This is a genomic window from Rhodococcus sp. JVH1 (assembly GCF_000280725.2).
GTDB classification, from domain to species: domain Bacteria; phylum Actinomycetota; class Actinomycetes; order Mycobacteriales; family Mycobacteriaceae; genus Rhodococcus_F; species Rhodococcus_F jostii_A.
The window spans coordinates 4,852,125-4,870,541 of sequence record NZ_CP166289.1; the positions used below are offsets into that span (position 1 = coordinate 4,852,125).

Below are 18,417 nucleotides of genomic sequence, written 5' to 3' on the forward strand. Positions count from 1 at the left end.
CCTCAGTGAGTGGTCAGCGGCGCGTCCGCGGTGGCGTCCCCGGCGTCCACGCCGGTCTTCTCGAACCGCAGTCGCGACACGGCGAGTCCGGCGAGCACGAAGGACGCGGCCACGAGGATGTACAGCTGGGTGGGCGACCAGTCGCGGTCGAGGAGGGCGCCCGCGACGATCGGGGACGCGATGGCGCCGACGCGGCCGATGCCGATGCCCCAGCCGACGCCGGTGGCCCGGACGGCGGGCGAGTAGACCGACGGCGTGATTGCGTACAGCCCGGCGATGCAGCCGTTGGCGAAGACGCCGATCAGGGCGCCGAGCCCGAACGCGATGACGATGGACGCGGTGGCGGGGACGAAGGCGACGAGCAGCACGCCCGCGATCGCCATGTAGGCGATGAGCACGCGCTTGAGGGCGAAGCGTGCGGACAGCGCCCCGAGCAGGGTGGCGCCGAAGATGCCGCCGAGGTTGAGGAGCACTCCGCCGGTGACGCCCTGGTTCGCGGACATGCCCGCCTCGACCAGCAGTTTCGGCGTCCAGCTGGTGACGAAGTAGAAGCCGAACATCGCCATGAAGAACGCGAACCACACCAGGAGTGTGCTGCGGCGGCGCTGCGGAGACAGCAGGACGCGCATCGCGAATCCGGCGTCGGCGGTGGCGGCGGCGCGCGGTGCGGGCAGTCCGTCGAGTCGCGGCTGGCCGACCCGCTGGGCGAAGGCATTGATCCGGTCGAGGGCGTTGGCCGGTCGCCGGACGAGCAGGAAGTCGATGGATTCGGGGAGCCGGGCGTAGACGACGGGGATGATGGCCGCCGTGCACAGCCCGCCGAACAGGAACACCGAGCGCCAGCCGAGCGAGTTCTGCAGCACGACGGCGATGATTCCGCCGAGGGTGGCGCCGACGGCGTAACCGGTGGAGTTGAGACTCACCGCGAGCCCGCGCCAGCGGTTCGACGCGTACTCACTGGCGATGACGTTGCTGCTGGCGAGGATTCCGCCGATGCCGACGCCGGTGAGGGCGCGGAGCAGGCCGAGTTGCAACGCGCTCTGGCTGACCGCCGACAGCAGCATGCCCGTCGACGCGAGTGCCAGGCACAGCAGGATCATCGCGCGGCGGCCGATGGTGTCGGCCCACGGCGCCAGGAACAGCGTACCCGCGGCCATCCCGAACAGTCCGGCGCTGAGCAGGAGACCGACGACCGAGCCGGACAGATCCCACTCCTGCGACACCGACTGGGCGGTGAACGCCATGACGAGGACGTCGAAGCCGTCGAGCACGTTGAGTAGACCGCAGATGGCGATGGCGCCCCATTGGTAGGGCGTCATCGGACTGCTGTCGATGCGTTCGCGTAGGTCGAATTGCATGCGCGGGACCTGCTCTTCCTCGGAGGTGGGCTGTGATGTGGCTCACGACTCACCTACCGTGGCGGACGGGTCACTCGAATCCAACTTCGCTTCCGAATGTCGGAAGACGAGAAGTGGCGGTTGCACGCGGTACTGGGCCATGATTTCCCTGTTGACAACGGACGGGTCCGGGCGACCGGCAGTGGGCGGAAAGGTCCATGGATGTGACTGGCTCGGGTTTCGGTAATTCCTGGTCGGCGGATCGGTTGTTCGCCGGGCCGGGCGAGACACGGGAGCGGCTACGCCGCATCGATTGGGCGGCCACACCGCTGGGGCCGGTCGAGACCTGGTCTGTCGAGTTGCGGGCGGCAATACGCACCGTGCTGCCCTCCGAGGTCCCGATGTTGCTCTGGTGGGGTCCTGAGCTCGTGCAGATCTTCAACGACGCGTACACCCGGGTCCTCGGCGCCAAGTACCCCGCCGCGATCGGCGAACCCGGGGCCCAGTGCTGGGCGGAGATCTGGGACGAGGTGGGACCGCTCGCCGAGCAGGTGATGTCGGGCGGCGCGGCGACCTACACGGAGAATCAGCCGCTGTACCTGCTGCGGCACGGGTATCTCGAGGAGACGTACTGGACGTTCTCCTACAGTCCGGTACAGGACGAGGACGGGAACGTCGCCGGTGTCTTCGTCGCGACGACCGACGTGACCGCGACCGTGCTCGGGGAGCGGCGATTGGAGACGCTGCGGCAACTGGGCACGGTATCCACCGCGGGCGGTGACGACCCGCTCGTCGATGCCTGCCGTGCGGTCGTGCGAGTGCTCGGCGCCAGCGGACAAGACGTTCCGCTGGCCGCGATCTACCTCCGTCGGGAGGTCGCCGGTGGCTCGGGCGCCGACGACGCCGCCGACGACCTTGTGCTCGTCGGTGCCGCCGGGGTGGACGACGCGGGCGAGTTCAGGCCCGCCCGAATTCCGGCGACCGACGTCACCAGCCGCCGCGTCCAGGCGCCCGGCGAATCGTTCGAGCCCGCCGGGTCGAAGGCGGTGACGGAGGTGCGGCTGTGCCCGTTGATCGTGACGGGTCGCGCCGAGCCGGTGGGTGTGCTCGTGCTCGGGATCAGTCCGTATCGCGCGTTCGACGACGCGTATCGGGGCTTCGCCGAGTTGGTCACCGCGAAGGTGTCGACGCTGATCTCGGACGCTCTGGCCTACGAGTTCGAACGGGACCGCGCCGCCGCGCTGGCGGAACTCGACGCGGCGAAGACGCGGTTCTTCCAGAACGTCAGTCACGAGTTCCGTACCCCGTTGACCTTGCTGCTGGGCCCCCTCGAGACTCTGTGTGAGCGGACCGGGGACGAGTCGCCCGCAGATCAGCGTGACGCGATCGCGGCTGCCTACCGGGCAGCGGTCCGGCTGCAGCAGCTCGTCGACGACCTCCTCGATCTGTCCAAGGCGGAAGCCGGCCAGCTGCTGCCACGCCCGGAGCCGACCGATGTCGGCCGGTTGACGGCCGAATGCGTGAGCATGTTCGATTCCGCCGCCGTGCAGGCCGGACTCGCGCTCCGGGCCGATATCGACGAAGGCGCCGGTCCGGTCGAATTGGACCGAGAGATGTGGGTGAAGATCGTGCTGAACCTCGTGTCGAACGCGGTCAAGTACACGCGGTCCGGATCCGTGTCCGTGGCGCTCCGCCAGGACGCCGGCCGGCTGGTGTTGAGCGTGACCGACACGGGGGTGGGCATTCCCGCCGAAGAACGGGAACGCGTATTCGACAGGTTCTATCGCGTCGAGGCCGGCGGGTCGGGCGGCGTCGGCATCGGGCTTTCCCTGGTGGCCGATTTCGCCGCTGCGCTCGGCGGTTCCGTCGAACTCGACAGCGCACCGGGCCGGGGCAGCACCTTCACCGTCCGCGTACCGCGGGTCCCGGCGCCGGACGGCGTCACCCCGCGCGCAGACGACCGACCCGTCGGCGCGGTGACGTCCTTCGGCGACATCGACCAGGGCGAACCGTCCGCCGAGGTCGCGCCGTCGACCGAACCCGGGGCGGACCGCCGCCGCATCCTGCTCGTCGAAGACCATCCGGACCTGCGGGCGTACCTCACACGATTGCTGCACGAGCAGGGCTGGGACGTCGACGCCGTCGCCGACGCGGAGTCCGCACTGAAGCGCGTCGCCGTCCGCACGCCGCATCTCGTGCTCAGCGACATCATGCTTCCCGGTCGCGACGGCATCGACTTCCTCCGCGAGCTGCGATCGGAGCAGTCGACGGCCCGTCTGCAGGTCGTTCTGCTTACCGCCCGAGCGGGAACGGAGTCGACCATCGACGGACTGAACCACGGCGCCGACGACTACATCGTCAAACCGTTTCAGCCGAGCGAACTCGTCGCGCGGGTGCGTGTTCATCTCGAAATGTCGTGGCTTCGTGAAACTCTGATCACGGACACCGAGCTCGAGACGGAACAACTGCGCAAAGCGCTGGATACGCGAACAACCCTCAGCCAAGCTGTCGGGCTGACCATGGCCGCCTTCCAGTGCGACGCCGACACCGCCTTCGACAAACTCGCCTCCTATTCGCAGAACCGCAACGTCAAACTTCGGGAGATCGCGGCAGAGGTCGTCGCGAACTTCACCGCAGGCACCGACCGCGAATAAGGCCCCAGTTTCCCCGACCTGCGTTCCGGGTAGGCGTGACCGATGAACGACGATCAACACGCCGAACCGGAACCCGACGATCCGCGTAAGCCGGATTCGCCCGCGGACCTGACGAAACCGTCCTGGTGGTACGTCATCAGGAAGACGGCGCACGAGTTCACACGCGACCAGTGCACCGACCTGGCCGCCGCGCTGACGTACTACGCGGTCCTCTCGCTGTTTCCTGCGCTGCTGGCGCTGGTCTCGTTGCTGGGAGTGTTCGGTCAGGGGCAGCGCACCACCGACGCGGTCCTGCAGATGGTCGACGACCTCGGGCCGTCCTCCGCCGTGGACACGTTGCGCGACCCCATCGCGCAACTGGTCGCAGCACCGACCGCGGGAATGGCCCTCGTCCTCGGCCTGCTGGGTGCGGTGTGGTCGGCGTCCGGCTATATCGGGGCGTTCGGACGCGCGATGAACCGCATGTACGAGGTCGAGGAGGGGCGTCCCGTGTGGAAGCTCCGCCCCCAGATGCTGGCCGTCACCATCGTCGGCCTGGTTCTGGTCGCGGCCGCTGCGGCGACGCTCGCCCTGAGCGGCCCCGTCGCACGCTCGGTGGGTGACACGATCGGATTCGGCGACACCGCCCTGACCGTGTGGAACATCGCACGCTGGCCGTTCGTCCTCGGCATCGTCGTGGTAGCCGTGGCCATCCTCTACTACGTCACGCCCAACGTGAAGCAACCGAACTTCCGCTGGATCAGCGCCGGCGCCTTCCTCGCCATCGTGACGTGGATCGTGGCGTCGGTCCTGTTCGGTCTGTACGTCGCCAACTTCGGCAGCTACAACAAGACGTACGGCTCCCTGGCCGGCGTGATCGTGTTCCTGCTCTGGCTCTGGATCACCAACCTGGCGTTGCTCTTCGGCGCCGAACTGGATGCCGAACTCGAACGCGGACGGGAATTGCAGGCCGGCATTCCGGCCGAGGACGAACTGCAATTGCCGCCCCGCGATACGCGCGTCTCCGACAAGAACGCCGAGAAGTACGAGCAGTACGTGCAGGAGGGCAAGGCGCTGCGCGAGAGCGAGGCCGCGGGCCCGTGAGTGCTTGTTAACCGCCCGCGGTTAATAAGTACTCACAGGCGGCTGAAGGTCATGGCGTCGTCCAGGATCTTGCCGTGCCGCAATGCAACCAGGTCGCGGAAGTAGTTCATCCGCAGCCGCCACGGCGCTTTCGAACCCTGCTTCGGGAACGATTCCACCGACCGCAGCACGTATCCGGCGGCGAAGTCGAGGAACGGCTCCTCCTCGACCGAACTGTCGCGCTCCGGGGCACATTGCGTGAAGCCGTTCTCGTCCATGTGCGCGAGCAGACGGCAGACGTACTCGCACACCAGGTCGGCCTTGAGCGTCCAGGACGCGTTGGTGTACCCGATGACGAACGCGAAGTTGGGGACCCCGCTGAGCATCATTCCCTTGTATGCCATGGTTTCGGTGAGGTCGATGTCGTGGCCGTCGACGGCGAGCGTCATCCCGCCGAACGCGAGCAGGTTCAATCCGGTTGCGGTGACGACCACATCGGCGTGCAACTCTTCACCGGACTTCAGCGTGATCCCGGTTTCGGTGAAGGTGTCGATGTGATCGGTCACGATCGACACCTCGTCGTTCCGAATGGCTCGGAACAGATCCCCGTTGGGGACCAGGCACAGTCGCTGATCCCACGGGTTGTATCGGGGCGTGAAGTGGGTGTCGATGTCGTACCCCTTCGGCAGCCACTTCTCCTGGAGTTGCCGGATGCGGCCCTTCATGAATTCCGGGTACCGCTGACACAGTTGGTAGATCGCGGTGGCGACCGATGCGTTCTTCAGGCGGGTGAGGCCGTAGGCGAGCTTGGCGGGCAGGTGGCGTCGCAGCTTGTTGGCCAGCTTGTCCTTCGCCGGCATGGAGATGATGTACGTGGGCGACCGCTGCAGCATGGTCACGTGGGCGGCGTCGGCAGCCATGGACGGCGCCAGCGTCACCGCGGTGGCGCCGCTGCCGATGATGACGACCCGCTTGCCCGCATAGTCGAGGTCCTCGGGCCACTGCTGCGGGTGGACGACGCGACCACCGAACCGGTCGAGCCCGGGGAACTCGGGGGTGTAGCCCTCGTCGTAGCTGTAGTAGCCGCTGCAGGACATCAGGAAATCGGCTGTGAGCCGGACCGTCTCGCGGGTATCGGTGCGCTCGGCGTCGACCGTCCAGTGCGAATCCGCGGTAGACCACTCGGCACGAACGACCTTGTGCCGGAACCGGATGTTCCGGTCGATACCGTGCTCGGCCGCCGTTTCCTTGACGTACTCGAGGATCGACGGCCCGTCGGCGATGGACTTTTCACCCGACCACGGCTTGAACCGGTAGCCCAGGGTGTACATGTCGGAGTCGGAGCGAATGCCGGGGTAGCGGAACAGGTCCCACGTGCCGCCGATCGACTCGCGGCTCTCCAGGATCGCGTAGGTCCGTCGGGGAAAGTTGTCCTGCAGGTGGTATGCGGCACCGATCCCGGACAGTCCGGCTCCGATGATCAGCACGTCGACGTGTTCGACGGGCGTCTTCGCCCCGGTGGTCTCGGCGGCGGTCTCGGTGTGTGACATGAACGCTCTCTCGCTGGCTGGGAAGGCTACTTCGGGTCTACGGCGACGTCGTCGAGAGCGACATTACGTGCGCTGGTCGACCGGCCGAGTTTCGCGACCTCTTCGTCCATCAACGGAAGAATGCGGGGGACGTGGGGCAGCAGGCTGCGATCCCCGATCGGCGATGTCACCACCGCCTTCAGCCAGCCGACGAGCTCGACCCACCGCGGCACGTAGACGCGGCGCTTCCGCCCGGCCAGGGCGTCGACGAACGCGTCGACGCACGCGTCCACCGACGTCGTCCTACCGAGCGGTCCCGGCAGGACGGCGAGAAGCTGGTTGAATGCGGTGAGGTCGGCTTTCGCGTCCTGAACGAGCGGGGTGTCGATCCACGACATGTGGGCCGAGCCCACGGTGACGCCGTTGTGCGCGACTTCGAGACGCAGCGCGTTGGCGAAATGCTCGACGCCGGCCTTGCTGGCGTTGTATGCGGCCAGCCCGGGTGCGGGCGCGAACGCGGCGAGCGACGACACCACCAGGATGTACCCCTTGCGCTCGATCACGGAGGGCAGTGCGGCTCGGACGGTGTGGAAGACGCCGAGGATGTTGATGTCGATGACGCGCTTGAACGTGGCCGGATCGACGTGCAGGACCGAGCCGTAGCTGGCGATGCCGGCGTTCGCGAGGACGAGGTCGATGCCGCCGAAGTTCGCGACACCGGCGTCGACGGCCTTCTCCATGGCGGCCAGATCGCAGACGTCGGCGGCCGCGGCGATCGCGACGTCGTCGCCGAGTTCGGCGGCGAGCGCGTTCAGCGGTTCGGCGTCCAGATCGATCAGAACCAGTTTGACGCCCTTGCGGGCGAGGGCGCGGGACGTCTCCGCGCCGATACCACGCGCGGCCCCGGTGACGAGTGCGACTTTGTTCCTCAGCGTGGGCATGGGATCTCCTGGCGTGTGATCTGGCACCGTTCGGTGTCAGTTTGTAACTGGAACTGCGCGGTGTCAATATGGGGGCGTGAGTTCGCCCAACCTCGACGAAACGGGCCGCACGTACCGCGGTGCGGGTCCCCGTCAGCGTCAGGAAGAGCGTCGCGTGCGCCTCGTCGACGCGGCTGTCGAAGTGTTCGGGACCAGCGGATACCGCTCCGCGACGGTGGAAAAGATCTGCTCGACGGCCGGGCTCACCAAGCGCTACTTCTACGAGTCCTTCGACGACAGCGAGGCGTTGCTCCTGGCCGCCTACGCGAGCGTGACCGACCGCCTGCGCGACAGCGTCCTGCGCGGCGCGAGGGACGGCGGCGCCGATCTCGACAGGCGGGTGCGCGGTGCGCTGACCGGGTTCTTCCGATCGGTCGCCGACGACCCGCGGATCCCGCGGATCGCATTCCAGGAAGTCCTCGGTGTCGGGCCGGAGGTCGACAACGCCTACCGCCGCGTCACCCGGTCGTTCGTGGATGCCGTTCTCGTCGTCATCGGTCCGGCAGTCGACCGGACCGCATTCCCCGACTTCCACCTGCGCACCCTCGCGACCGGGCTGGTGGGAGCCGTGCTGATGATCGCCCAGCAGTGGGTGCTGTCGGAGAACCCGCAGCCGATCGAAACCGTCATCGGCAGCGCGCACACCATCCTCTCGGCCGTCTTGGGGCAGCTCGGCCCCCAGCCCATGTGAGTGGCAGAACGTCCGGGGGCAACGCTTCGCCACTCACATGGCGGACCCGACGGCAATTCGGGCAAACCTCTGACGGCATTACATATATGTTGTTAAATACCTGACATGCCCGGTGCTGTGCACTGCCAAACGCCGTGGGTCCGCACCACGACGATCTGCGCGGTGCTCGTCGCGCTGCTCGGGGTGGTCGCGCTCGCGGCGCCGCCGCCGATCGTCGCGCACTCCACCGGTTACGAGCGGCTGCTCGACATCATGCCGGCGAACGCGGCGGCGGAGTCGATCGGCGGACTCGACCCCCGGCTGCCCACCGATTCCGCCGTTCTCGGCGCCGCGCTGTCGGCCGCCCGCTCCGACGGCATCGCTCCCACGCGGTATTCCGCTCTTCTGCAACAGTATTGGCTCGCTCGTGGATCCGAGGCGTCCGGCATCGACCTGGCCGCGTGGGATCCGAACGCCGGGCTGATCGCCAACGCGGCGGTGGTCGACCGGGTCTACGAGAACTACGGCCGGTACCAACTCCGGCGCACCGAGCTCTACTGGTCCGGCATGGCCGGGCTGGCGGGAGGATCGTTCGCCGCCGGATTCTGGGACCTCGACCTCGGCCGCACCGTGCTCGGAGTCGACGCCGTCCACACCCTCGGCAACGCCGTCGCGTCGACGGTCCGTGGGTTACCCAGCGAGGCGATGACGCTCCTGCCCGCGGACCCGAGAACCCTCGCCGGCGTCGGCCCGGCGATGACCGCCGAGGACATGGACTGGTACCAGAAGCGCCTGCTGATGATGCAGAAGCACATCTACTTCGACATGGTGCCCATGCACGAGGCGTACCTGAACGAGGGCCGGGCCGCTGTGGAGGAGATGGCCGACGCCGGACTGCTCGACGAGAACGCCGAGATCGCGTGGAACGGAATCTTCTCCGGCACTCCGGTGGGTTACGCGGACGCGTTGTTCCGGATGGCGTCGCGCGAGCAGAATCAGATCATCGCCGATCAGTGGGACGTCACCGCAGCAGCCCGCGACGGCGTCGGCCGCGCGCTCACCTACGCCACGACCCTCGCGGCGCAACCGTCGGTTCCCGGCTCGCGCGCGCCGGGACAGGTTGCGCCGATGTCGGTCGACGGCGACGTGAACGGCTCGGCTTATCCCCTCCGCACGCCCCTGCCGGGTTTCAACTGGGCCGATCGCGAACCGCGCTGGCAGTACATCGTCAGTGACATCGCGTCGTCCTACCAGCGGCTCGCCGAGGGTCGTCCGGGAGAGTTGCGGGCCCTGCTGGCCATCCCGTTCCGCGACTTCGTCGAGAGCCAGCGGGTGCTGCGGCGGGTGCCCGACCTGGCCCGCGACATGAGCACCGGCTGGGAGTTGTCCCCGGCGCACCAGTAGCAGTTGTCGAACGAACGGGACGCTCGTTCGTCCCGTTCGTCCGGGGCGTGAGGCCGGCTTTCCAATGGATGGAAGTGACGTTGCGCACGCGTGGGCCTGTTGGCACGTTGTGTCACACCACGCCAGGCCCGATCGCAGGAGAGTCGATGAACGTATCCGCCGTCACGCACGACAGCCCGACGACCGCGACACCCACCGAGGTCGCGAAGACGCCGAAGAAGGCGGCACTCGCGTCGTTCCTCGGCAGTGCACTCGAGTACTACGACTTCTTCATCTACGGATCCGCCGCCGCCCTGGTCTTCGGGCACACGTTCTTCCCGGCGGGCAACGACGCGATCGGGACGGTCGCCGCGCTCGCGACGTTCGGGGTGGGCTACGTGGCCCGGCCCGTCGGCGGAATCGTGCTGGGACATTTCGGAGACAAGCTGGGCCGCAAGAAGATTCTGCTGCTGACGCTGCTCATCATGGGTCTGTCCAGTCTCGCGATCGGGTTCCTGCCCACGTACGAGCAGATCGGCATCGCCGCCCCGATACTCCTCGTGCTGTGCCGCCTCGCACAGGGATTCTCCGCGGGCGGTGAGGCCGCCGGCGCCAGCACCCTCACGCTCGAGCACTCACCCGAGGGGCGACGGGCGTTCTTCACCAGTTTCACGATGACCGGATATGCCGCCGGGATGGTCCTCGCGACCCTCGTCTTCATCCCCGTGGCCGCGCTGCCGAAGGATCAACTCGACAGCTGGGGTTGGCGAATTCCGTTCTGGTGCAGCGCGGTGATGCTCGTGGTGGCCTACTTCGTGCGCACCAAGCTCGACGAGACCCCGGTGTTCGAGGAGTCACGCGAGCACGCGGAAGTGCAGAAGCTGCCCGTCGTCACCGTCGTGACCACCCAGTGGCGGGACGTCCTGCGGATCGCGCTGTGCTCGCTGTTCGCGGTCGGGCAGACGGTGTTCACGGTCTTCGGGCTCACCTACGCCACCGGACCCGACGTCGGCATCGACCGCACCACGATGCTGTGGGCGTCGTCGGTGTCGATCGCAGGGTCAATCGTCGCGATCCCGCTGCTCGCCAGGCTGTCGGACCGCGTCGGACGTCGCCCCGTCTGGATCACCGGTGCCCTCGGGTGCGCCGTGACGATCTTCGGGTACTTCTGGGCCATCTCCGTCGGCTCCATTCCACTGATCTTCCTCGCCGCGCTGCTCACGATGACCCTGTTCTACTCGATGGTGAACGGCCTGTGGCCCAGCTTCTTCACCGAGATGTTCGCGGCGCCGGTGCGCTACTCCGGTTTCGCGGTCGGTACGCAGATCGGCTTCCTCATCGCCGGATTCGCCCCGGCGATCGGCTGGGCGCTGCTCGGTACCGGGGTGAACGCGTGGGTCCCCGTCGCGGTGTTCACTGCCCTCTGCATGCTGGTCTCGTCCGTCGCCGCCTTCACCGCCCGCGAGACGTACCGGGTGCCGCTGGCCGACCTCGGGCGTCCGTCGCCCCCGCGGGAGTAGCCGGAGGACAATAGGGCGATGTCACGGACACCGACAGGAGAATCGGTCACTGCCCGCGTCGTGAGGGTTCTGTCCTCCTTCGACGCGGACACACCGTCCCTGTCGGTGTCCGACATCGCGCGTCGATCCGACCTCCCCGTCGCGACGGCGCACCGCATCGTCGGGGAACTCGTGAAGTACCGCCTCCTCGAACGCAACGACACCCGCATCAGCATCGGCGTGCGGATGTGGGAACTGGGCTCCCGCGGCTCGCACACCCTGAGCCTGCGTGAAGCCGCGATGCCGCTCATGGAGGACGTGAACGCCGCGATCAAGCAGCACACCCAGCTGGGCATCCTCGACGGCAACGAGGTGCTGTTCGTCGAACGGCTCTCCACCCGCGGGTCCGTCGTCAACGTCACCAAGATCGCCGGACGTCTTCCGGTGCACGCCTGCTCGTCCGGTCTGGTTCTGATGGCCAACGCGTCCCGCGACGTGCAGGACGAACTGCTGTCGCAGCCGCTCGAGCGCTACACCGACGCCACCGTCACCGATCCCGACCAGATGCGACGTCTCCTCGCCGAGGTGCGGCACCAGCATTTCGCGGTGGCCGCCGGTCTCATCACCCCGGGTGCCACGGGAGTCGCCGTGCCCGTGCGGGACACCGACGGCGGCCGGGTGATCGCCGCCCTGTCCGTCGTCATTCCGCACGATCAGGCCAACCCGCAGTCGGTGGTCGCGGCGCTGACGACGGCGTCGCGCGGCATTACCCGGGCGATGACGCGCGGATCGCGGCACTGACAGAAACTCTTTCCATCCATTGGAGTCGCGCTGTGACTCGGGTCTCGGGTCGGTCAGAGTGGTTGTCGCGAACACACCGTCACCGATCACGCATCGCGCGCCGAAAGGCGCTGCACACCAGACCTTTCGCCGACGCCTGATCGAGTGCCGACTCTCCAGGGAAGGTCCACGTATGAGCTCGAAAACCGTCAAATGCGACCTGTTGGTCATCGGATCCGGGGCCGCAGGCATGGCCGCCGCACTCAAGGCGGCGAGCGAAGGGCACAGCGTCATCGTCGCCGAGAAGTCGCAGTGGCTCGGCGGCACCACCGCGATCTCGGGCGGCTGGGCGTGGGTGCCCGGCAACAAGCAGGGCGTCGCGCAGGGTGACACCCGTCAGGAGATCGAAACCTACATCCGCGCCCTCGCCAAGGACTGCTACAAGGCCGAGATGGTCGACACGTTCCTCGACGAGGTGCCCGAGGCCATCAACTGGCTCGAACGCGACACCGACGTCGAATTCGTCTATCCGGAAATGGCTCCGGACTACCAGATGGACGCGCCGGGCGCGAAACCGTCGGGACGCGCGATCTCGGGCAAGGTGGTCGACGCGCGCACGCTCGGCGAGAACCGGCTGCGGTTGCGCCCCTACCTCGACACCTACACCGTGTTCGGTTACATGCCGGAGGTCGGACCCGACATCGCCCAGTTCCTCCACGCCAACCAGTCGTGGAAATCGTTTGCCTACGTGTCGAAGAAGCTCCTCAAGACGTGGGCCGAGACGGTGCTCTGCCGCCGATCGTTCGACCGGACCAACGGCAATTCGCTGATGGTGCGGATGGTGTCGTCCGCCGCGAAGCTCGGCATCCGGATGTGGACCGAGACGCCGGTGACGAAGATTCTGCAGTCGGAGAACGGGGTCGTCACCGGGGCGGTGCTCGGGGGAGTGCACGCGGGAACGGTCGAGGCGCGGCTCGGCGTTGTCATCGCAGCCGGCGGCTACTCGTCGGATCCGGCGCTGCGAGCCGAGTACTGGGGTCATGATCCGCACGGGGACAACCACTTCACTCCCACGGTCGGGCACGACGGCGACAATGTGCGCCTGGCCGCGCCGCTCGGCGGGCACGTCGACACCGACGTCCACGAGCCGGCCGCGTGGGCCCCGGTGACGGTGTTCACCGGTCTGCGCGGACAGCAGCGGATCTTCCCGCACCTGCGGGCATTCGGGCTCCCCGGTCTGATCGCCGTGAACCGCAAGGGCGAACGTTTCGCCAACGAGTCGAGTTCCTACCACGACTTCGGCATGGCGATGATTCAGGACAATGCCGGCCAGAACGAGACATTCGGCTACATCATCGCCGACTCGAAAGCCATGAACAAGTACGGGATCGGCTACGCCAAGCCGTGGCCGATCCCACAGGGCTATTTCAAAAAGACCGGATTCCTCCACAAGGCCGGCACCGTCGAGGAACTCGCCCTCGAGATCGGTGTCGACGTCGCCGGGTTGAAGAAGACCCTCGCCGAGTTCAACGCGGGAGCCGCCAAGGGGGAGGACCCGAAGTTCAATCGCGGATCCAACTGGTTCCACCACTTCAAGGGCGACATGGAGCACCAGCCCAACCCGAACCTCGAGCCGCTCGACAAGGGGCCGTACTACGCCGCGAAGATCGAGATGGGCGACCTCGGCGCCTATTCCGGTCTGGCCGTCGACCGGCACAGCCAGGTCCTCGACGACGACAACCAACCGATCCCCGGACTCTTCGCCGCCGGTTCCGCGGCCGTCAGCATCTTCGGCGGCGGCTACCCGGGCTACGGCGCCAACATCGGGCCCGCCCTCGTCTTCGGATACACCATCGGCCGGGACGCCGAGATTCTCGCGTCGCTGCGGAGCGAATCCGTCGCGCCGACCGTTCTGGAAGAGGTCTGACATGCCGTTCTTCCTCGTCCGCTACACCTACACCGGCGACACGGCCGGCCGGGACGAGCACCGTCCCGAACACAAAAGCCACCTGCAGGCCGCCGCCGACCGCGGGCTGATCCTCGGGTCCGGACCGTTCGCGGCCGGAGAAGAACCCGGCGCGGCGATGATCTACGAGGCCGCAGGCAAGCAGGACGTCGTCGACGTCGTCGAGGGCGACCCGTTCCGGACGCACGGGTTCGTAGCGTCGTACGACATCACCGAATGGATTCCGATGATCGGCCCGTGGGCCGTCGCAGCAGCGGGAGGTAGGTCATGACGGGTCGAGTGGCAGGGAAGGTTGCCGTCGTCACGGGGGCGAACGGTGACCTGGGCGGCGCGACCGCGCGGATGCTCGCACGAGAGGGCGCGCTGGTCGCAGCCCTCGACCTGAAAGTGCCGGATGCGCCGTGGGATTCGACGGCGATCACGTCATTCGCGGTCGACGTTACCGACGAGGCCGGCGTCGCCGAGACCGTCGCAGCGGTGGTGGAGACGGTGGGTGTTCCCGACATCCTGGTCAACTGCGCCGGCATCATCGGGCGGCCCGCGCCGTCGCACGAGGCGTCGGTCGCCGAGTTCGACCAGATCTTCGACGTCAACGTCAAAGGTATCTGGTTGACCACCAAGCACGTGGTGCCCCACATGATTGGCCGGAAGAAGGGCAGCATCGTGAACTTCTCGTCGATCCACGGGCTGACCGGAGGCTCCAACGTCCCGCTGTACCACGCGTCGAAAGGTGCCGTGCGGCTGCTCAGCAAGGCCGACGCCGTCACATACGGGCCGCACGGCATTCGCGTCAACTCGATCCACCCCGGGTCGATGCGAACGGCGATGAGCCGGCGGTCGGCCGAGGGCAGCGCGATCGGATCGGAGGAGTACTACCGTCAACTCGTCTCGGGCAACCCCCTCCCGCGGCAGGGGGAGCCCGACGAGATCGCGTACGGGGTGCTCTACCTCGCCTCGGACGAGTCCGGTTTCACCACCGGCACCGAACTCGTCGTCGACGGTGGGTACACGGCGCACTGACTCGTTTGCCGCGCCCAATGTCGCACTGGTTCAGTCCGACTGCACCGGTGTGACATTGGGCGGGCCCGTCAGTCGAAATGCCGCACGAGACGGCGATGCCGGTGGGCGAAGAACGCGCCCAGGACGCGGGCGAGCACCGGCGTCAGCGGCACCAGCGGCAGCCTCGGCTCGAACGTGATCCGGTCGTGGACGCCGGTGCTCCCGTCGTCGAAGGGCCGCAGCGTCCGTTCGTGCTCCCACCGGCGCATGCTGAGCATCGTCGACTTCTCGTGGAACCGCCGGTACGGTTCGAGCTCGGCGATGGTCAGATCGTCGTAGTCGAACGGGACGAGCCCGAACAGCCGCAGCCACGCCCGCCCGAGCGGTTCGCCGACCGGGACCGAGTCGATGGTGATCGACTCCCGGCCCCGCGGGATGCTCATCGTCATCCACGGACGCATTTCGTCGTTGATCCCCTCCGGGTCGACGACCCTCGCCCACACCTGTCCAATCGGTGCGCCGACGACGGAACTGCGTTCGATGATCACAGTCCCATCTTGGTTCGATCACCGGAGGGTGTGCAACGGCTTCGTCCCTACCTCCGACCTCCGACCTCCGACGAGATCAAGCGACATCCTGACAAGCCGACTGGGCGCAGTGCCGACACTCCGGTGACGACGTTCGATAAGGGAAGTGGGATGGGAAGGGGTACGGCAACTACACCGGTCGAGGGTCATTCAACCGATGATGGTGCGCCCATCGGGTCGTCGAGCACGGGGCGGCTCCATGTCTGTTGCGGACCTTCGCCTTTCGCGACGAGGCTCAGCTCGCGCAGCTTGGCGATCGTCATCATGGTGTTGAACATGGGGTTCGGGTTCGCACCCGAGACGCCGAGCGCCTGGGAGCGTGCAATGAAGGCGGCGACGAACGCCGGAAGGTCGTCGATGCCACCGCTGAGCAGTGCCTGTGCGGCGCCGTCGAGCGCCGAGGCCTGATCGAGCAGCGTCGACAGACGCTCGGCTGCGGTCGGGCGATCGAACACCTCGAACGCATGGCCTTCGGTGACGATGTCGACAGCATCGGTCTCGACCAGCGTCAGTGCCTGGGCGAGCGCGGCGAAGATATTCATCTGGTTGGCGTCGTGCATCGCGCCGCACGGGCCGTTCGGTTCGTCGGACAGGTGCAGCAACCGCGCTTCGGGAAGGTGGACGACGACCTGGCCGGCGCAGTGGCCGTGGGTGCGGATGACCTGAACGGCACCGTCGCCGAACGACCAACCCGACATGTGTTGAGAGCCGATGACGAGGTGCTCGAGCGGGAGTTCCTCGTAGGTTCGGGTGATGTCGGTGACGGGAACGTAGGGCTGGTACATGGCGAGGAGCCGGCGAGCTGCCGCAGCCGGATCCTCGAAACCCGGTACCAGGCCGGACACGCGTTCAAGGCTCGTTGTCCAGTAGGGGAGCCCGTGATCGTGGTACTGGCTCGCGTCGTGCGCGCTGACGAAATGGTGCACGTTCGAGGGGTCGAGCCCGTCGCCGAGGTCTGTGATGATGTCGTTGTTCCCGACATGGTCGGGGTGACCGTGGGTGGTGAGCAGCAGGATCTTCGACCATGGTGCGAGGTCGTCGGCAGCGGATCGGATCGCGTCGCGGATCACGGTTGTTACCCCGCTGTCGACGAGCACCAGGAGATCGCCGGCTCGGTGAACGATCACGTTGCCCACGTCTGGCTGGTGAGCGGCCATATCGAGCTCTTGACCCACAATCATGCGTGTCCGAACGTCGATCTCGATCTGTTCGCCGAGTGCCACTCGTTCGTTCTAACACGCCACTCGACTTGTGTGCGGCAGTTCCCGACATCTGCATCCGATGAAATGCGGGTCATCGGTAGCCCTGCATATTCACACACTGGCCGCGTTGGTACTCGGACTATAGGGGAGCGGGCCGGCGGTGCGGGCCGAATCGTCAGGCCGCACTCCCGCCCAACGCGGCTGTAGTTCCCCTGCGTGTAGTCGCCGTCACAGAAGTTGAGGGTTCAGCGCTCAGATCGGCGGGTCATCCGCGTGCCTCGGCCAAGTTAAGTATCTTGAGCTACGTCACTATATGTACACGAAGGGACAGGCCCATATGACCCGCACCATCGCAGTGGTCAACCATAAAGGTGGCTCCACCAAAACCACGAGCGCGGTCAACCTCGCCCAAGCCCTCGTCGAAGCCGGCTACACCGTCCGCGTCGTCGACCTCGATCCGCAATGCAACGCCACCACCTGGCTCGGCGCCACGCCCGAAGCCGTCGACAACGATGTCCTGTCGGTGCTCATGATGGTGGCGAGCATCGAAGATGCCACCACCATCACCGCGTCCGGGATCCACCTCGTTCCTGCCACCAAGGAACTCGATTCCGTCGGGCCCTATTTCCTCAAGAAGCCCGGTGCGCACGGCGTCCTGCGCAAAGCCCTCGCGGGCGCCCCCGACGTCGATTTCAACCTCCTCGACTGCCCTGGAGACTTCGACCACCTGACCATCAGCGCACTCGTCGCCTGCACCGAAGTGCTCGCCGCTGTCATGACGGGAGCCATGGAACTCGAAGCGCTCATGCGGATCGAGAACTACATCACCGAGCAGGTCGAGTTGCTCAATCCCAGTGCGCGGCTCAATCACATTCTGTGCGGCCGCGTCGAACTCGGCCAGGTCATCGACCAGCAGGTCCTCGCCGCGCTCCGCGAGACCTACCCCGACCAGACGATGCGCACCATCATCCCGAAGTCCGTCCGCGTCAGCGAAAGCTACAGCGCCGAAGAACCCGTCGTCAGGTGGGCACCGTCCTCCGCCGCAGCGCGCGCCTACCGCGACGCCGCCCAAGAACTCGTCGAAAGGGACATCCGATGAGCGTGACACGTAAGCCCGGACTCGCCAACAACCCGCTCGAACGCCGCCCCCAGCCCCGCACTGGCGCGCACCAGGACGGGACGCACTCGAGCACTCGTCGCACGGACCTCCTGACGAGCGTGACACGTAAGCCCGGACTCGCGAACAACCCCCTCGAACGCCGCAAGCCACGACTGCCGAACCTCGTCGAACAGGGCGTGGACGTCGCAGGGCTCGCCAACAACCCCTTCGAACGCCGCAAGAGACGACTGCCGAACCTCGTCGAACAGGGCGTGGACGTCGCACAAGAAGCAGCCACCATCGCCGAACCGGTGGCCCTCGGCGAGGAGAAGACCACCAGACGGGTCCCCGCAGACAAGAAGCAGGAATCCGTCTACATCAACCGTGCCAAGGCCGAAAACGGCAAGAATGCCGTCGCCGCCATCGGCCACATCGCCGGCGCCCCCAACAGTTGGTCCACCCTCGTCGACGAAGCGCTCGCCCACTACCTCGCCGTTCTCGAACGCACATACAACAACGGCGAACCTTTCCCGCCGCGCAAGGCCGAACGCGTCCGGGGGCCACGCATCAACTAGTCCGTCCAGGAGCAGCCACAATGACAGTGAGCACGACCGACTCGTCGGGGACAGCCACATTTTGAAGCGGAGTTTCCGGATTGCTCCCGTCCCAT

Annotated in this window: 16 protein-coding genes; 11 read left to right on the plus strand and 5 right to left on the minus strand. The window is 66.9% G+C overall.

What is annotated here, in order from left to right; genetic code table 11:
• Nucleotides 1-2: 2 nt before the first annotated feature.
• Entirely contained in the window at nt 3-1,358 is a 1,356-nt protein-coding gene (locus JVH1_RS22380; protein ID WP_009475679.1) for an MFS transporter, read from the minus strand.
• A gap of 197 nt (nt 1,359-1,555) precedes the next feature.
• Here JVH1_RS22380 and JVH1_RS22385 point away from each other — a divergent pair, with 197 nt between their 5' ends.
• Nucleotides 1,556-3,991: a response regulator gene (locus tag JVH1_RS22385; protein ID WP_009475678.1), complete on the plus strand. Its 2,436-nt coding sequence runs from the start codon at nt 1,556-1,558 to the stop codon at nt 3,989-3,991.
• Between the two features lie 42 nt (nt 3,992-4,033).
• Nucleotides 4,034-5,074, plus strand: coding sequence for a YihY/virulence factor BrkB family protein (locus JVH1_RS22390; RefSeq protein WP_009475677.1), 1,041 nt, complete (start codon nt 4,034-4,036; stop codon nt 5,072-5,074).
• Between the two features lie 32 nt (nt 5,075-5,106).
• Here the strand turns inward: JVH1_RS22390 and JVH1_RS22395 are convergent, their stop codons facing one another.
• Together JVH1_RS22395 and JVH1_RS22400 are read right to left on the minus strand one after the other, a co-directional pair.
• Nucleotides 5,107-6,603, minus strand: a complete 1,497-nt coding sequence (locus JVH1_RS22395; RefSeq protein ID WP_009475676.1) for an NAD(P)/FAD-dependent oxidoreductase — start codon at nt 6,601-6,603, stop codon at nt 5,107-5,109.
• A gap of 26 nt (nt 6,604-6,629) precedes the next feature.
• Complete coding sequence (locus JVH1_RS22400) at nt 6,630-7,523, minus strand: SDR family oxidoreductase (protein WP_009475675.1); 894 nt, start codon at nt 7,521-7,523, stop codon at nt 6,630-6,632.
• Between the two features lie 76 nt (nt 7,524-7,599).
• Here JVH1_RS22400 and JVH1_RS22405 point away from each other — a divergent pair, with 76 nt between their 5' ends.
• The 7 genes from JVH1_RS22405 to JVH1_RS22435 all read left to right on the plus strand — a co-directional run bounded on the left by JVH1_RS22405 (nt 7,600) and on the right by JVH1_RS22435 (nt 14,880).
• Nucleotides 7,600-8,253 (plus strand): TetR/AcrR family transcriptional regulator, encoded by a 654-nt coding sequence (locus JVH1_RS22405; RefSeq protein ID WP_043779458.1) that lies wholly within the window; start codon nt 7,600-7,602, stop codon nt 8,251-8,253.
• 105 nt (nt 8,254-8,358) lie between these two features.
• Nucleotides 8,359-9,636 carry a hypothetical protein gene (locus JVH1_RS22410; RefSeq protein WP_043779457.1) on the plus strand — a complete coding sequence of 426 codons (1,278 nt, stop codon included), beginning with the start codon at nt 8,359-8,361 and terminating at the stop codon, nt 9,634-9,636.
• Nucleotides 9,637-9,782: 146 nt separating this feature from the next.
• Entirely contained in the window at nt 9,783-11,135 is a 1,353-nt protein-coding gene (locus JVH1_RS22415; protein ID WP_009475672.1) for an MFS transporter, read from the plus strand.
• An 18-nt stretch (nt 11,136-11,153) separates the two neighbouring features.
• Nucleotides 11,154-11,915: an IclR family transcriptional regulator gene (locus JVH1_RS22420; protein WP_009475671.1), complete on the plus strand. Its 762-nt coding sequence runs from the start codon at nt 11,154-11,156 to the stop codon at nt 11,913-11,915.
• A 172-nt stretch (nt 11,916-12,087) separates the two neighbouring features.
• A complete protein-coding gene (locus tag JVH1_RS22425) occupies nt 12,088-13,821 on the plus strand; it encodes an FAD-dependent oxidoreductase (protein ID WP_009475670.1) in 1,734 nt (577 codons plus the stop codon).
• Between the two features lies 1 nt (nt 13,822).
• Nucleotides 13,823-14,131 (plus strand): YciI family protein, encoded by a 309-nt coding sequence (locus JVH1_RS22430; protein ID WP_009475669.1) that lies wholly within the window; start codon nt 13,823-13,825, stop codon nt 14,129-14,131.
• Nucleotides 14,128-14,880: an SDR family NAD(P)-dependent oxidoreductase gene (locus tag JVH1_RS22435; RefSeq protein WP_009475668.1), complete on the plus strand. Its 753-nt coding sequence runs from the start codon at nt 14,128-14,130 to the stop codon at nt 14,878-14,880. The genes JVH1_RS22430 and JVH1_RS22435 overlap by 4 nt, the downstream gene beginning before the upstream one ends.
• A 68-nt stretch (nt 14,881-14,948) precedes the next feature.
• On the opposite strand, the gene JVH1_RS22440 is transcribed toward JVH1_RS22435, so the two are convergent.
• Both JVH1_RS22440 and JVH1_RS22445 read right to left on the minus strand, forming a co-directional pair.
• Nucleotides 14,949-15,407: a hypothetical protein gene (locus tag JVH1_RS22440; protein WP_009475667.1), complete on the minus strand. Its 459-nt coding sequence runs from the start codon at nt 15,405-15,407 to the stop codon at nt 14,949-14,951.
• Between the two features lie 185 nt (nt 15,408-15,592).
• Entirely contained in the window at nt 15,593-16,603 is a 1,011-nt protein-coding gene (locus JVH1_RS22445) for an MBL fold metallo-hydrolase (RefSeq protein ID WP_237735157.1), read from the minus strand.
• 382 nt (nt 16,604-16,985) lie between these two features.
• On the opposite strand from JVH1_RS22445, the gene JVH1_RS22450 reads away from it, so the two are divergent.
• Both JVH1_RS22450 and JVH1_RS22455 read left to right on the plus strand, forming a co-directional pair.
• Nucleotides 16,986-17,747, plus strand: coding sequence for a ParA family protein (locus JVH1_RS22450; RefSeq protein WP_009475665.1), 762 nt, complete (start codon nt 16,986-16,988; stop codon nt 17,745-17,747).
• Nucleotides 17,744-18,322 (plus strand): hypothetical protein, encoded by a 579-nt coding sequence (locus tag JVH1_RS22455; protein WP_009475664.1) that lies wholly within the window; start codon nt 17,744-17,746, stop codon nt 18,320-18,322. Before JVH1_RS22450 ends, JVH1_RS22455 begins: the two co-directional genes overlap by 4 nt.
• Nucleotides 18,323-18,417 lie beyond the last annotated feature (95 nt).

Coding starts and splice junctions, on each gene's coding strand:
- JVH1_RS22380 (WP_009475679.1), bottom strand. CDS start 1,358: ATGCAATTCGACCTACGCGAACGCATCGACAGCAGTCCGATGACGCCC.
- JVH1_RS22385 (WP_009475678.1), top strand. CDS start 1,556: ATGGATGTGACTGGCTCGGGTTTCGGTAATTCCTGGTCGGCGGATCGG.
- JVH1_RS22390 (WP_009475677.1), top strand. CDS start 4,034: ATGAACGACGATCAACACGCCGAACCGGAACCCGACGATCCGCGTAAG.
- JVH1_RS22395 (WP_009475676.1), bottom strand. CDS start 6,603: ATGTCACACACCGAGACCGCCGCCGAGACCACCGGGGCGAAGACGCCC.
- JVH1_RS22400 (WP_009475675.1), bottom strand. CDS start 7,523: ATGCCCACGCTGAGGAACAAAGTCGCACTCGTCACCGGGGCCGCGCGT.
- JVH1_RS22410 (WP_043779457.1), top strand. CDS start 8,359: ATGCCCGGTGCTGTGCACTGCCAAACGCCGTGGGTCCGCACCACGACG.
- JVH1_RS22415 (WP_009475672.1), top strand. CDS start 9,783: ATGAACGTATCCGCCGTCACGCACGACAGCCCGACGACCGCGACACCC.
- JVH1_RS22420 (WP_009475671.1), top strand. CDS start 11,154: ATGTCACGGACACCGACAGGAGAATCGGTCACTGCCCGCGTCGTGAGG.
- JVH1_RS22425 (WP_009475670.1), top strand. CDS start 12,088: ATGAGCTCGAAAACCGTCAAATGCGACCTGTTGGTCATCGGATCCGGG.
- JVH1_RS22430 (WP_009475669.1), top strand. CDS start 13,823: ATGCCGTTCTTCCTCGTCCGCTACACCTACACCGGCGACACGGCCGGC.
- JVH1_RS22435 (WP_009475668.1), top strand. CDS start 14,128: ATGACGGGTCGAGTGGCAGGGAAGGTTGCCGTCGTCACGGGGGCGAAC.
- JVH1_RS22445 (WP_237735157.1), bottom strand. CDS start 16,603: ATGGCCGCTCACCAGCCAGACGTGGGCAACGTGATCGTTCACCGAGCC.
- JVH1_RS22450 (WP_009475665.1), top strand. CDS start 16,986: ATGACCCGCACCATCGCAGTGGTCAACCATAAAGGTGGCTCCACCAAA.
- JVH1_RS22455 (WP_009475664.1), top strand. CDS start 17,744: ATGAGCGTGACACGTAAGCCCGGACTCGCCAACAACCCGCTCGAACGC.